The sequence below is a fragment of the Klebsiella sp. V115_8 genome, assembly GCF_029967715.1.
Taxonomy (GTDB): Bacteria; Pseudomonadota; Gammaproteobacteria; order Enterobacterales; family Enterobacteriaceae; genus Klebsiella; species Klebsiella quasipneumoniae.
The window spans coordinates 198,649-211,567 of record NZ_JASCAR010000002.1 but is presented as its reverse complement, the minus strand read 5'-3'; the positions used below and the strand labels follow the sequence as shown (position 1 = coordinate 211,567).

The 12,919-nt window shown below is 57.9% G+C and carries 14 protein-coding genes; 5 read left to right on the top strand and 9 right to left on the bottom strand.

What is annotated here, in order from left to right:
- Positions 1-158: 158 nt before the first annotated feature.
- The 4 genes from hxpB (at position 159) to QLG03_RS03320 (ending at position 3,947) form a co-directional block, all read left to right on the top strand.
- On the top strand, positions 159-827 hold the full coding sequence (hxpB, locus tag QLG03_RS03335) for a hexitol phosphatase HxpB (protein ID WP_255987255.1): 669 nt from the start codon (positions 159-161) through the stop codon (positions 825-827).
- 149 nt (positions 828-976) lie between these two features.
- Positions 977-1,738 carry a 2-dehydro-3-deoxy-D-gluconate 5-dehydrogenase KduD gene (gene kduD / locus QLG03_RS03330; protein WP_032452531.1) on the top strand — a complete coding sequence of 254 codons (762 nt, stop codon included), beginning with the start codon at positions 977-979 and terminating at the stop codon, positions 1,736-1,738.
- Positions 1,739-1,829: 91 nt separating this feature from the next.
- Complete coding sequence (locus QLG03_RS03325; RefSeq protein ID WP_023289309.1) at positions 1,830-2,420, top strand: metal-dependent hydrolase; 591 nt, start codon at positions 1,830-1,832, stop codon at positions 2,418-2,420.
- Between the two features lie 135 nt (positions 2,421-2,555).
- Positions 2,556-3,947, top strand: a complete 1,392-nt coding sequence (locus tag QLG03_RS03320) for an L-cystine transporter (protein ID WP_023289308.1) — start codon at positions 2,556-2,558, stop codon at positions 3,945-3,947.
- Positions 3,948-4,005: 58 nt separating this feature from the next.
- Here the strand turns inward: QLG03_RS03320 and cedA are convergent, their stop codons facing one another.
- Positions 4,006-4,260, bottom strand: a complete 255-nt coding sequence (gene cedA / locus QLG03_RS03315) for a cell division activator CedA (RefSeq protein ID WP_008807754.1) — start codon at positions 4,258-4,260, stop codon at positions 4,006-4,008.
- A 190-nt stretch (positions 4,261-4,450) separates the two neighbouring features.
- On the opposite strand from cedA, the gene katE reads away from it, so the two are divergent.
- A complete protein-coding gene (gene katE / locus QLG03_RS03310) occupies positions 4,451-6,709 on the top strand; it encodes a catalase HPII (RefSeq protein WP_274578611.1) in 2,259 nt (752 codons plus the stop codon).
- 56 nt (positions 6,710-6,765) lie between these two features.
- Here katE and chbG read toward each other — a convergent pair whose 3' ends face one another.
- From chbG to osmE, 8 genes are all read right to left on the bottom strand, one after another.
- Entirely contained in the window at positions 6,766-7,524 is a 759-nt protein-coding gene (chbG, locus tag QLG03_RS03305) for a chitin disaccharide deacetylase (RefSeq protein WP_255987253.1), read from the bottom strand.
- A 12-nt stretch (positions 7,525-7,536) separates the two neighbouring features.
- Positions 7,537-8,883: a 6-phospho-beta-glucosidase gene (locus QLG03_RS03300; RefSeq protein WP_023289304.1), complete on the bottom strand. Its 1,347-nt coding sequence runs from the start codon at positions 8,881-8,883 to the stop codon at positions 7,537-7,539.
- Between the two features lie 110 nt (positions 8,884-8,993).
- The gene (gene chbR / locus QLG03_RS03295; protein ID WP_004203825.1) at positions 8,994-9,818 is read right to left on the bottom strand and encodes a transcriptional regulator ChbR; all 825 of its coding nucleotides are present in this window, start codon (positions 9,816-9,818) and stop codon (positions 8,994-8,996) included.
- 27 nt (positions 9,819-9,845) lie between these two features.
- Positions 9,846-10,193 carry a PTS N,N'-diacetylchitobiose transporter subunit IIA gene (gene chbA, locus QLG03_RS03290; RefSeq protein ID WP_023289303.1) on the bottom strand — a complete coding sequence of 116 codons (348 nt, stop codon included), beginning with the start codon at positions 10,191-10,193 and terminating at the stop codon, positions 9,846-9,848.
- A 53-nt stretch (positions 10,194-10,246) separates the two neighbouring features.
- Positions 10,247-11,605 carry a PTS N,N'-diacetylchitobiose transporter subunit IIC gene (chbC, locus tag QLG03_RS03285; protein WP_004203823.1) on the bottom strand — a complete coding sequence of 453 codons (1,359 nt, stop codon included), beginning with the start codon at positions 11,603-11,605 and terminating at the stop codon, positions 10,247-10,249.
- An 11-nt stretch (positions 11,606-11,616) separates the two neighbouring features.
- Positions 11,617-11,733, bottom strand: a complete 117-nt coding sequence (locus QLG03_RS03280) for a hypothetical protein (protein ID WP_032429133.1) — start codon at positions 11,731-11,733, stop codon at positions 11,617-11,619.
- Positions 11,734-11,752: 19 nt separating this feature from the next.
- On the bottom strand, positions 11,753-12,073 hold the full coding sequence (gene chbB / locus QLG03_RS03275; RefSeq protein ID WP_002901547.1) for a PTS N,N'-diacetylchitobiose transporter subunit IIB: 321 nt from the start codon (positions 12,071-12,073) through the stop codon (positions 11,753-11,755).
- 278 nt (positions 12,074-12,351) lie between these two features.
- A complete protein-coding gene (osmE, locus tag QLG03_RS03270; RefSeq protein WP_023289302.1) occupies positions 12,352-12,690 on the bottom strand; it encodes an osmotically-inducible lipoprotein OsmE in 339 nt (112 codons plus the stop codon).
- Positions 12,691-12,919 lie beyond the last annotated feature (229 nt).

Below are 12,919 nucleotides of genomic sequence, written 5' to 3'. Positions count from 1 at the left end.
TTCGCCTGCCGCCCGTTGCGTGGCGCAGGCGCTCCTCGCTTACCCGAATGTGTCGGGTATAAGTCTATCTTCCACGGCGAATTTCGCCCAATAATGCGCGGTATGATATACCATGAATGCCGATTCGTTTATCTGATTACGCAACAGGAGAAGGACATATGTCAGCGAAGCGCCGCATTGAGGCTGCGATTTTTGATATGGACGGGTTGCTGATTGACTCTGAGCCGCTTTGGGATCAGGCGGAGGTCGAGGTCATGGAGAGCCTGGGGGTGGATACCCGCCGCCGCGATGAACTGCCCGACCTGCTGGGTCTGCGAATCGACCTGGTGGTGGATCTGTGGTACGCCCAGCAGCCGTGGCGCGGCGTGGACCGCGCGGAAGCCACCGCGCGCATTATCCGTCGCGCCATCGAACTGGTGGAAGCCTCACGTCCGCTGCTGCCGGGGGTGCGCGAGGCGGTGTCCCTGTGTAAAGCCCAGGGGTTGAAGGTTGGGCTGGCCTCAGCCTCGCCGCTGGTGATGCTGGAGAAAGTGCTCAATATGTTCGAGCTGCGCGATCAGTTTGATGCCCTCGCCTCGGCGGAGCATCTGCCCTGGAGCAAACCGCACCCGCAGGTGTATCTCAACTGCGCCGCCGCCCTCGGGGTCGACCCACAGCGCTGCGTCGCGCTGGAGGACTCGGTCAACGGCATGATCGCCAGCAAAGCTGCGCGCATGCGCGCTATCGTGGTGCCGGAAGCGGAGAACAGCCGCGACCCGCGCTTTGTGCTGGCGGACGTCAAGCTGCCGTCACTGCAGGCCCTGACCGTCGAGGCGCTGCTCGGGTAAGGCCGCTGGCGGCTGACGCGATCGCCGTCACGCCGCCGGCAATAAAATCAAAACAGCGTTTCATTTTAATTGTAATTTTGTTTTCCTGCCTCTATGCTGGGCACAGGTGGCGTCATCGTACGCCTGAAGATCAGCACGCAGAGGTGAATATGGTACTGAACGCCTTCGACCTGACGGGTAAGGTCGCCATCGTGACCGGTTGCGATACCGGCCTGGGACAGGGAATGACGCTGGGCCTGGCGCAGGCCGGATGCGATATCGTCGGCATCAACCGCAAAATTCCCCACGACACGGCCGCGCAGGTTGAGGCGCTGGGCCGCCGCTTTCATGCCATTCAGGCGGATCTCAGCCATCAGGATGATATGACCGTTCTGGTCGACCAGGCGGTGGCGGCGATGGGCCGGGTCGATATTCTGGTTAACAACGCCGGGATTATCCGCCGCCATGACGCCCTGACCTTCACGGAAAGCGACTGGGACGCGGTCATCGATCTGAATTTGAAAGCGGTTTTCTTCCTCTGCCAGGCGGTCGCCAGGCAGTTCATTCGCCAGGGTGAAGGCGGGAAAATTATTAACATCGCCTCGATGCTCTCGTTTCAGGGCGGGATCCGCGTCCCCTCTTATACCGCCTCGAAAAGCGGCGTGCTGGGCCTGACCCGCCTGCTGGCCAACGAATGGGCTGGTCAGGGTATCAACGTCAACGCCATTGCGCCCGGGTATATGGCCACTAATAACACCCAGGCGCTGCGCGAAGATGAAGAGCGTAACCAGGCAATCCTTGAGCGTATCCCCGCCGGTCGCTGGGGGGTGCCGGGTGACCTGCAGGGGCCGGCGGTGTTTCTCGCCTCGTCCGCCGCCGACTATATTCATGGCTATACCCTGGCCGTCGACGGCGGATGGCTGGCGCGCTGAGAATTTGTGACAAAGAGTTACACCGTCACCTCTTCCGTGCACTGTATAAAAACCCTATACTGTATGAATCGACAGTTTAGGGTGTGTTATCATGACGGCGGAAGGCCATCTCTTCTTTTCAATCGCCTGCGCAGTATTTGCCAAAAACGCAGAGTTAACGCCGGTGCTGGCGCAGGGCGACTGGTGGCATATTGTGCCCTCCGCGGTCTTGACCTGCCTGCTGCCGGACATCGATCACCCAAAGTCGTTTCTTGGCCAGCGGCTGAGCTGGATCTCCAGGCCCGTGGCGCGGGCCTTTGGCCACCGCGGCTTCACCCACAGCCTGCTGGCGGTGTTTGGCGCGCTGACGCTATTCTACCTCAAGGTGCCTGACAGCTGGATTGTCCCGGCGGACGCCCTCCAGGGCCTGGTGCTGGGCTATCTCAGCCACATTCTCGCCGATATGCTCACCCCAGCCGGAGTGCCGCTGCTATGGCCGTGTCGCTGGCGCTTCCGGCTGCCGATCCTTGCGCCGCGCAAAGGCAACCAGCTGGAGCGCGCCTTATGCATGGCGCTGTTCGTCTATGCCGTCTGGATGCCGCAGACGCTGGCGGACAACAGCGCGATACGCTGGTCTTCCGGGGTGATTAATTCCCTGCAGATCACCTTCAATCGCTTCATAAGTCACCAGAGTGGGCGATAAACCGGCAGAAAACGCCATTTGGTTATAACCCATTCCATTTGAATATAAGTCCTTGATAACGCCTTCTGCTAACCTTGCGGTCATAAGAGCTGGTTATCCACCAGCCCAGGTTATAAAAATATCAGGAGAACGGGGATGAACTTTCCATTAATAGCGAACGTAGTCGTGTTCGCCGTATTGCTGTTTGCGCTGGGGCAAACTCGCCATAAACAGTGGAGCCTGGCCAGGAAGGTCCTGGTCGGCCTGGCGATTGGCGTGATCTTCGGTCTGGCGCTACAGCTGATCTATGGGTCTGACAGCCAGGTGCTGAAAGACTCCATCCAGTGGTTCAATATCGTCGGCAACGGTTATGTCCAGCTGCTGCAAATGATCGTTATGCCGCTGGTCTTCGCGTCAATCCTTAGCGCCGTGGCCCGCCTGCACAATGCCTCGCAGCTGGGGAAAATCAGTTTCCTGAGCATCGGTACTCTGCTGTTCACCACCCTGATCGCCGCCCTGGTTGGCGTGCTGGTGACCAACATGTTCGGCCTCACCGCCGAGGGGCTGGTCCAGGGCAGCGCGGAGACCGCCCGTCTGAACGCCATTCAGAGCAACTATGTGGGTAAAGTGGCCGATCTCAGCGTCCCGCAGCTGATCCTCTCCTTCGTGCCGAAGAACCCGTTTGCTGACCTCACCGGGGCTAACCCGACCTCGATCATCAGCATCGTCATTTTCTCGGCCTTCCTCGGCGTCGCAGCCCTGAAGCTGCTGAAAGAGGATGTGGAAAAAGGCCAGCGCGTACTGACCGCCATCGATACCCTGCAGGGCTGGGTGATGAAGCTGGTTCGTCTGGTGATGCAGCTGACCCCTTACGGCGTGCTGGCGCTGATGACCAAAGTGGTTGCCGGGTCGAATCTACAGGATATCATCAAGCTTGGCGGCTTCGTGGTGGCCTCGTACATCGCGCTGGGCATCATGTTTGTCGTTCACGGCCTGCTGCTGGCGATTAACGGCATCAGCCCGCTGAAGTACTTCCGTAAAGTCTGGCCGGTGATCACCTTCGCCTTCACCAGCCGCTCCAGCGCCGCCTCCATTCCGCTGAACGTGGAAGCGCAGACCCGTCGTCTCGGCGTACCGGAGTCGATTGCCAGCTTCTCCGCCTCCTTTGGCGCCACCATTGGTCAGAACGGCTGCGCCGGTATCTACCCGGCCATGCTGGCGGTGATGGTCGCACCGACCGTAGGCATCAACCCGCTGGATCCGATGTGGATTGCCACCCTTGTGGGCATCGTCACCGTCAGCTCGGCGGGCGTCGCCGGGGTGGGCGGCGGGGCCACCTTCGCCGCGCTGATCGTCCTGCCGGCGATGGGCCTGCCGGTGACCCTCGTGGCGCTGCTGATCTCCGTCGAACCCCTGATCGATATGGGGCGTACCGCGCTGAACGTTAACGGCTCCATGACCGCCGGGACGCTGACCAGCCAGTGGCTGCGCCAGACCGACAAGTCGATTTTCGATAGCGAAGAAGAGGCCGAACTGGCGCATCGCTAAACGGTAAGCACAAAAAAACCGCTGATAATCAGCGGTTTTTTTTATTTCTGCAGCATATTCAGGCTTCAATCTCACCTTCCTGACGCACCTGGTTAGCCCAGCGCTGCGCCGACTCCGGCACGCTGAACGCCGGTGAACGGCGGAAATGCTCCCCCATCAGCAGAAAGGCGACATACTTCCCGCGCAAAATCCAGACATCGCGAAAATGGTCCATTTTCACGGCATGTTCCGGGGGCGCAGGCTCCACGCGCGGCACGTAGCTAATGACAGGGCGATTTTGTTGGCGCAATGGTTTCATAACAAACGGATTCACTAAGCAAAGCGGGAAACAGAAACCTCTATCATAGCCGATCGTGGCCCCGTTCGTCGCCCCCCTGCCGCCGATGCGCATTTTAGGATAACTCCCTGCCCCCTCGCCGGGCGCAGCCAGCGTAATGTTCTATAGTTAGAAGGGTTTTGGTTTATCAACGACCACTTTTAGCAATGAAAGCAGGAGACGAGCAATGTCTGATAAGCACCCAAACCCGCACCACCAGCAGGCACCGGTTCACGGCAGCGAGGAAGCGCAGCCGGGTCTCGACTCGCTGGCGCCGGATGATCGGGAGTGGCGCCCCACGCCGAAACCCACCGCCCCTGGCGCTGAACCGTCCGCCCCTGGCAGCCTGAAAGCGCCTGATACCCACAGCAGCAAACTTGACGCCCTGGAGCCGCAGCGCAAAGGCGGAGAAGACTATCCGCTGACCACCAACCAGGGCGTGCGCATTGCCGACGATCAGAACTCGCTGCGCGCCGGCGCCCGCGGCCCAACGCTGCTGGAAGATTTCATTCTGCGGGAGAAGATCACCCACTTCGACCATGAGCGAATTCCGGAGCGTATCGTACATGCCCGCGGATCAGCGGCCCACGGTTACTTCCAGCCCTACAAAAGCCTGACAGCGTTGACCAAAGCCGATTTTCTCTCGGCAGCCGATAAAATCACCCCGGTCTTTGTGCGCTTCTCCACCGTGCAGGGCGGCGCGGGGTCGGCGGACACCGTTCGCGATATTCGCGGCTTCGCCACCAAGTTTTACACCGACGAGGGGATTTTTGACCTCGTCGGCAACAACACCCCGGTCTTCTTCATTCAGGACGCGCTGAAGTTTCCCGACTTTGTCCACGCCGTGAAGCCTGAGCCCCACTGGGCCATCCCCCAGGGACAAAGCGCTCACGACACCTTCTGGGACTACGTTTCCCTGCAGCCGGAAACGCTGCACAACGTGATGTGGGCGATGTCCGATCGCGGCATCCCGCGCAGCTATCGCACCATGGAAGGCTTCGGGATCCACACCTTCCGCCTGATCAATGCCGAGGGCAAAGCCACCTTTGTTCGCTTCCACTGGAAACCGGTCGCCGGCAAGGCGTCGCTGGTGTGGGATGAAGCGCAGAAGCTGACCGGCCGTGACCCCGATTTTCATCGCCGCGATCTGTGGGAGGCCATTGAAGCCGGGGACTACCCGGAATTTGAGCTCGGGCTGCAGCTGATCCCCGAGGAGAACGAATTTGATTTTGACTTCGACCTGTTAGATCCCACCAAGCTGATCCCTGAGGCGCTGGTGCCGGTGCAACGGGTCGGCAAAATGGTCCTCAACCGCAACCCGGACAACTTCTTTGCCGAGAACGAACAGGCGGCCTTCCATCCCGGGCATATCGTACCGGGCATCGATTTCAGCAACGATCCGCTGCTGCAGGGGCGTCTCTTTTCCTACACCGATACGCAGATTAGCCGCCTCGGCGGACCGAATTTCCATGAAATCCCGATCAACCGGCCAACCTGCCCGTACCACAACTTCCAGCGCGACGGTATGCACCGGATGGAAATTGACACCAACCCGGCCAACTACGAACCCAACTCGATCAACGACAACTGGCCGCGCGAGACGCCGCCAGCCGCCAAACGCGGCGGTTTCGAGTCCCTTGCCGAGCGCGTCGACGGTGAGAAGATCCGCCAGCGCAGCCCTTCATTCGGCGAATATTACGCCCAGCCGCGTCTGTTCTGGCTGAGCCAGACGCCGATTGAGCAGCAGCATATTATCGATGGCTTCAGCTTCGAGCTCAGCAAAGTGGTCCGCACCTGGATCCGCGAGCGGGTGGTCGATCACCTGGCCCATATCGATACCCGGCTGGCGGAAGCGGTCGGGGCGAATTTAGGTATTGAACTGAGCGATGAGCAGCGCAGCCTCACTCTACCCTCCCCGGTCAACGGCGTGGAGAAAGATCCCACCCTCAGCCTCTATGCGGACGCCGAAGGGGATGTGAAAGGTCGCGTGGTGGCGGTGCTGCTCAATGAGCGTACCTCGGCGCAGGACCTGGTCCATCTCCTGCAGGCGCTACAGGCCCAGGGCGTGCACAGTAAACTGCTCTATTCGCGGATGGGCGAGGTCATCGCCGACGATGGTTCTCCCGTGCCGATCGCCGGCACCTTCGCCGGTTCCCCATCGCTGACGGTGGATGCCGTGGTGGTGCCCGGCGGCGACCTCAGCGCCCTGAGCCAGAGCGGCGATGCGCGCTACTACCTGCTGGAGGCCTATAAGCACCTGAAGCCGATCCTGCTGGCAGGCGATGCGCGGCAGTTAACGTCGGTTCTCCAGGTCCCGGCCCAGGGCGAAGAGGGCATCATCGTTACCGATGCTCTCGACCCCCCGGCGGCAGATAAACTGCTCGCCCTGATGACGGCCCACCGGGTGTGGTCGAGAAGCCCAAAAATCGCCGCTATTCCGGCGTAGCAAAAAGCCCGGCACGGTGTGCCGGGCTTGACTCACTTTCCTTTCCCCCGTCGGGCTTACACGTCGCGGTAGGTTCCCAGGCGATAACCCCGGTCGGCCACCGCCGCTTTCAGCGAGGCAGAGGTCAGCACATCAAGCTCGCCCAGCCGTGGGTAGCAGTAGGCGCTGCCCATGATGGTCTGGTCGACAAAGGCCGGATGACACATCACCTCCAGGGAGCGCTCCTCGCGGGCGATTGAGGCGTCCAGCGTCTGCAGGAACAGCGCCTCAGAGACGCCTTCCCCGTAAAACTCGCTGCTGAAGCCTGCGCTGCTGCGCGCCGCCTGCTGATCGAGACCGCTCTGCGCCGCCACCTGGCGATCGATGCGCAACGCGATGCCTTTATCGCGGGCAAAAGCGGCGACGATGGGATAGATCGCGGCGATCATATGCACATGGTGATGGCTGTCGAGATGCGTCGGCTCATGGCCGAAGAGATCGATAAAACGACGGTACTGACACGCCAGCTCGTGGGCAATTTCCTCCAGCGGCAGGTTATCTTCTTCCGCCTGCTGCCAGATCCATTTGCCCAGCCGGCCGTCGCGGGTTAACCCCGGCATGGCCGACAGCGGTTCGCCCAGCGTCAGCACAAAGTGCATCCCGACCGCCAGCTCCGGCGTACTGCGGCTCAGCTGGGCGGCGTGGTCAATAGCCGCGCCGTTGACCATCGCCGTAGTCGATGTCACCACGCCGTTGCGGCAGGCTTCGATAATGCCGTAGTTCTGCCCTTTACTGAGGCCGAAGTCGTCGGCGTTGACGATCAATACCCGTTCCATTTGCCGCTCCCGTTACGCTTTCAGTTTTTCGATCGTCGCCGCAAAGTTCGGCAGCCATTTTTCATGAGCCAGAATCATCTCCCGCGCCAGCTGCTCGGCGTCACGATCGGAATGGATCAGCGGGCTTAAGTTCAGCGCCAGCAGCACGTCGTTCAGCTCGCCGCTGATCGCCGCCTGGCTGGCCGCCACTTCAAACCCTTTGATGGTGTAGATAAGCCCCAGCACCTTCTCGTCGAAATGGGTGATGCGCGGCGTCGGCTTCGCGCCATCGCGACCTAAGGTGCAGCTCATCTCGACCGCCCAGTCCGCCGGGATATTATCGATATGGCCATGATGCGGGATATTCACATAGTGCTCAGTCTGCTTGTCGTTATAGATAGCGTTGATCACTTCGCAAGCGGCATCGGAGTAATAGGCGCCGCCGCGCTGCTCCAGCTCCTTCGGCTTGACCTTGAGATCCGGATTTTTATACAGCTCGAACAGCTGCTTCTCCACCTTCTGCACCACCTGGGCGCGCGCGCCGCCCTTATAGTACTCGCCCATCTCAATCGCCAGCATCTCTTTTGGCTTAAAGTAATAGAGCAGATAGGAGCATGGGATCAGGCGCAGGGAGCGGATCAGCCCCTCGCTAAACGGCAGGTCGAAGATATTTTTTACCGAGTTCGCGGTCAGGCGGCCGGAGGCAACGCCGTCCAGCAGTTCATCGAAGCGCGAGACGCCGTTAACCAGCACGTCGCGGACGAACACCAGGTGGTTCAGACCGAACAGGTCGATGTTTAGCTCATCGCTCGGGCTGAGCTGCAGCACGTCGGTGATGAACATCTTCATGCCGATGGGAATGTTGCACACGCCGATAAAGCGTTTGAAACTGGTGTGGCGATAGACCGCCTCGGTGACCATGCCCGCCGGGTTGGTGAAGTTAATGATCCATGCGTCCGGGCAGATCTCCTGCACATCTTTCACGATGTCGAAAATCACCGGGATGGTACGCAGCCCTTTAAACAGCCCGCCCGCCCCGTTGGTCTCCTGGCCAAGATAGCCGTGGCTCAGCGGGATGCGCTCATCTTTTTCACGCGCCTTCAGCTGGCCCACCCGCAGCTGGGTGGTAACGAAATCCGCGCCCTGCAGCGCCTCGCGGCGGTCCAGCGTTTTATAAACCTTCATCGGCACGCCGGCTTTTTCCACCATCCGCTCGCACAGCGCATGGATAATATCGAGCTTCTCCTGGCCCTCTTCCACATCCACCAGCCACAGCTCTGTCACCGGCAGTTCATGATAACGTTTCAGAAAACCTTCCAGTAATTCCGGGGTATAGCTGCTACCGCCGCCAATGGTGACGACTTTTAATTTCTGGCTCATTTTTTTCTCCCTTAGGCGCTGCGCCTGGGCGCAGGCCGCTCTCCGCATAAATGCGGACAGTTAACTTAAATTAGTTACGGTGTAAGCCGGGCGGCTAATACCGCGCGGGTTTAATTAATACTGGTCAAATGTTTGCGATAACTGCTCGGCGTAAACGAGGTCAGCTTTTTAAAGGTTTTAATAAACAGGCTCGGGCTGCTGTACCCTGATTCATAGGCAATATCCGTCACCGAATAGTTGGTAATTTCCAGCTGCTTTTTGGCAAAGTTGATACGGATATCGTTAATTATCTGCATCGGCGTTTTACCATAATAGCGCTGGGTCGCCCGGGTTAAATATTCCTGCGTTTTGCCCGATAGCCGAACCATATTCTCGAGGGCGCTCTCGCCAAACTCCAGTTTATCGTGCATGGCCTCAACGGTATTTTTTAACCATTGTGGGACGACGTCTGCAACCGGCTCTTCGCGATAGTGACGTAAACGGTTAATGACATAAAAGGAGACCAGCTCGATAAATTCGTCAAATTCCGTTTCGCGAAAATTGAGTGAGGCGATGACCGACTCAATATAGCCGAGAAAAGCGCTCTGCACGGCATAGACCTGCGACGCCACCAGGCCAAACGGCAGCAGCGGCAGATAGTGTTTCTCAAAGAAGCGCCTGCTGATGCCGACGTTAAGGATGCGCGTCGCACCAAATTCGTAGAAGCTCTGGTGGTGCGAGCCCATCGGGATAAAGACAAAATCCCCGCGCTCCAGCAGCACCCGTTTGCCATTGATCTCCTGGTAATAGCGCCCGGTTAATACGACGGTAAATTCGTAGTAATCATGCTGGTGGAGCCCGCTCACGCTTTCCGTTTTGTTATAGATGACCACATGAAAGTTCTTCCCGTTGAACAACTGCTGTTCTCTGGCGGTACTGATCTCGGTGGTCATCATCCTGGGCTGCCTCATCGTCGTGATGGCCTATTGTACCTTCTCGTGCAGCTCAATCAATTCCGCAACCAGCTCGCGGGCCAGCATGGAGGTCATCAGGTGATCCTGAGCATGCACCAGCACCAGGCTGACCTTCATTTTCCCTTCGCCCTCGTCGCTTTCGATAAGCTGGGTCTGCACGCGATGCGCCTCGCTCAGCGCCTGACGCGACTGCTCCATCATCGATTTCGCCGCGGCAAAATCTCCCTGCTTGGCCTGTTTTAGCGCGGCATAGGCCAGGCTACGGGCTTGTCCGGAGTTGATAATCAGCCCCATCACCACCTCTTCGAGGTCGTTTTCCGGGGTCTCTACCGCGTCGATGTTGTCCAGATCAAACATAATATTTCCCTCATTTCTCAGGCGGTACGGGACGCTGCCCGTACCGCGCGGTATCAGAATTTCAGTGCGTTGGCGATGTCTTCTTCGCTCTCTTCCTGCTCGATGACGGTCTGCGCTTTATTCGACAGCACCACAAACGGCAGGTAGACCAGGGTGGAGACGCCAAGGTTGAACAGGGCGACCAGCAGAGCGGCGACGCTGCCGTTACTGTTGAAGAACGCCCCCAGGCCAGTTGGCATGGTCCACGGCGCCAGGTTGGTCACCGGTGGGATAATCCCCAGGCTATAGGCCGCGAGAGTAATGGCCGCCAGAATCGGCTGGACCAGCACGAACGGGATGAACATGACCGGGTTCATGATGATCGGCAGGCCAAACAGAATCGGTTCGTTAATCTGGAAGATGCCTGACGGCAGCGCCAGCTTCGCAACCTGACGATGGTCAGCGCGACGGGAAGCGATAAAGATGGCGATGATCAGACCCAGCGTCGCCCCGGAACCCCCCAGCAGGATGTAGGAGTCGAGCATCGGCTTGGCCCAGAAGTGGAACTGTTTACCCGCTTCGATCGCCGCATCAACCGATCCGTACTGGTTGTACAGCGCGATGTTTTCCAGCGCCCATGGCGTCATGATGCCGTTATCCAGCGCGGTCAGCGCCAGCGAACCGTGCACCCCGAAGAACCACAGCAGGGAGTTAAAGATGACGTATGCCCAGCCGACCACGCTGCCCATCGCCGCCAGCGGCGTAGAGATGGAGTCCATGATGATCTGGTGGAAGTTGCTGCCGTAGCTCGACAGGGCCCACGAGATAATGCCGAAGATGGAGAGGATCAAGAAGCCAGGGATCAGCGCGGAGAAAGAGCGCGATACCGACCCCGGCACGCTGTCCGGGAGTCTGATCACCCAGTTGCGACGGATCACGAAGGTGAACAGCTCCGCGACGACCAGACCGATAATCATGCCGGAGATGATGTTCTGCCCGCCCAGCCAGTTGGCGCCGACGGCATAGGCTTCGCCCACGCTATACGGGGTCACGGTCATGAAGGCCGCGACCGCCAATAGGCCTGCGGCCATCGGGTCGACTTTGCGCTCTTCCGCCAGCGCGGAGCCAATAAAGAATGGCGCCATCAGCGACATAATGCCGAGGGTGCCGTTATAGACGTTACCGCCGATAGCCTTAAAACCGTTTAAGGTTTCAATGGTGGAGGCATCCAGGCGAATGCCCATGGAATAAAAGAAAGAGCCTTCGCCGAAGCTCAGAAAAACGTTGTTAATTAATACAAACATGGCCCCGGCGAGGGTCAACGGCATTAATTTAATGAATCCATTTTTAATCGCATTAATATGCGGCTGCTTTCCTATTTTCACTGCAAAAGGAAGGAGTACCTTTTCAAGCGAGTCGATCACTTTACTCATAGTCAATACCCTTAAAAGCCGCAATAAACTATTACGGCGATGATGTATGAAATTACTCTTTGACGGGAAAATAAACTCTTTATTCTTTGACGTCCGGCAACGGGATGCCGCCAGGCGTCAAAATATATCGAGTTTTAAAATTTAAAATTATTGTGCTGCAGCTTTCTTAATGGCCGCGACGGCGGCTTTCAATACCCCTAAACCATCCACCTTGCCATACAGAAGAGAATCGATGACTTCTACCGGTTTATTCGGCAGCAGGCGCTGAATTTCCGGTAACATATACGCAATTTGTGGCCCTAATAATACAACGTCGGCTTCCGGTCCCTTTTCACCCGCGAGAGTCTCAGGATAGGCTTCAATAATGACCGGGACTTCGTATTTTTCCGCCTGCGCCCGCATTTTGGAGACCAGCAGTGACGTGGACATGCCTGCCGAGCAGAACAGATAAATGTGTTTCTTTTCCATGAACGCTTCCTCAATGTGTGAGACCAGGGCCTTCAGTAACCGCTGAGAGCCGGTAAGACTGGTAACATCCGGTTAATTCTGTTTATGGGTTGAGTATACGGCAACCTGAGCCGTCGTGATAATTCCCTGTTGAACAGAATTGTCTCTCATTGACCTCCGGTTTTGACTACCCTCACATTTTCATCCAAATAATTCGCGCAATTAAATAAGCATCAGGACTCACAAAAAAGCCCGACCAGTGGTCGGGCTTACGTACAACTCAGTCAACAGTAGGGCGCTTACTTAGCGTTGCGCGGATCCGTATCATACTCAGCGCAGGTCTGGTAGCCGGAGTTCATCACGTGCCCCGTTTCGTCGAGGGCCACAAAGTAGGTCTCCACTTTACCATCTCGTTGACCGAGGATATAGGTCTGGCAGGTGCCGCGGGCATGGACCATCGTCACTTCCGTTGAAGGTTTGCCAGCGATCTGCATCACCTGCTCACGCGACATTCCTTTCTTCACATCTTTCACCACCGGCTGGGTAAACTGGTCTTTGGTACGATCGTAAGCGGTACAGCCCGCGAGTAAGGTTAACGCGACGGTGACGCCCAGTATTCCTGCTAAGCTTTTGTTCATTTTGGTTCCTCTCTTCCACTGTGTAACGATAAGCCTGGAATAAATAGTGTTATTTTTCAAGCCGAACAGCGAAATCATGTCTGATTGTGTTATTGCGTAAACAAGATTGACGCTCCGCCGACGACCGGCGCTTTCTCCTGCGCGCGGGCATCTATAATGAAATCCTATGTCATTGATTGCCTTCTTTTCCGGCAGTCAAAACCCCGGTCCTTGTCGTTTCAGCGGCAAA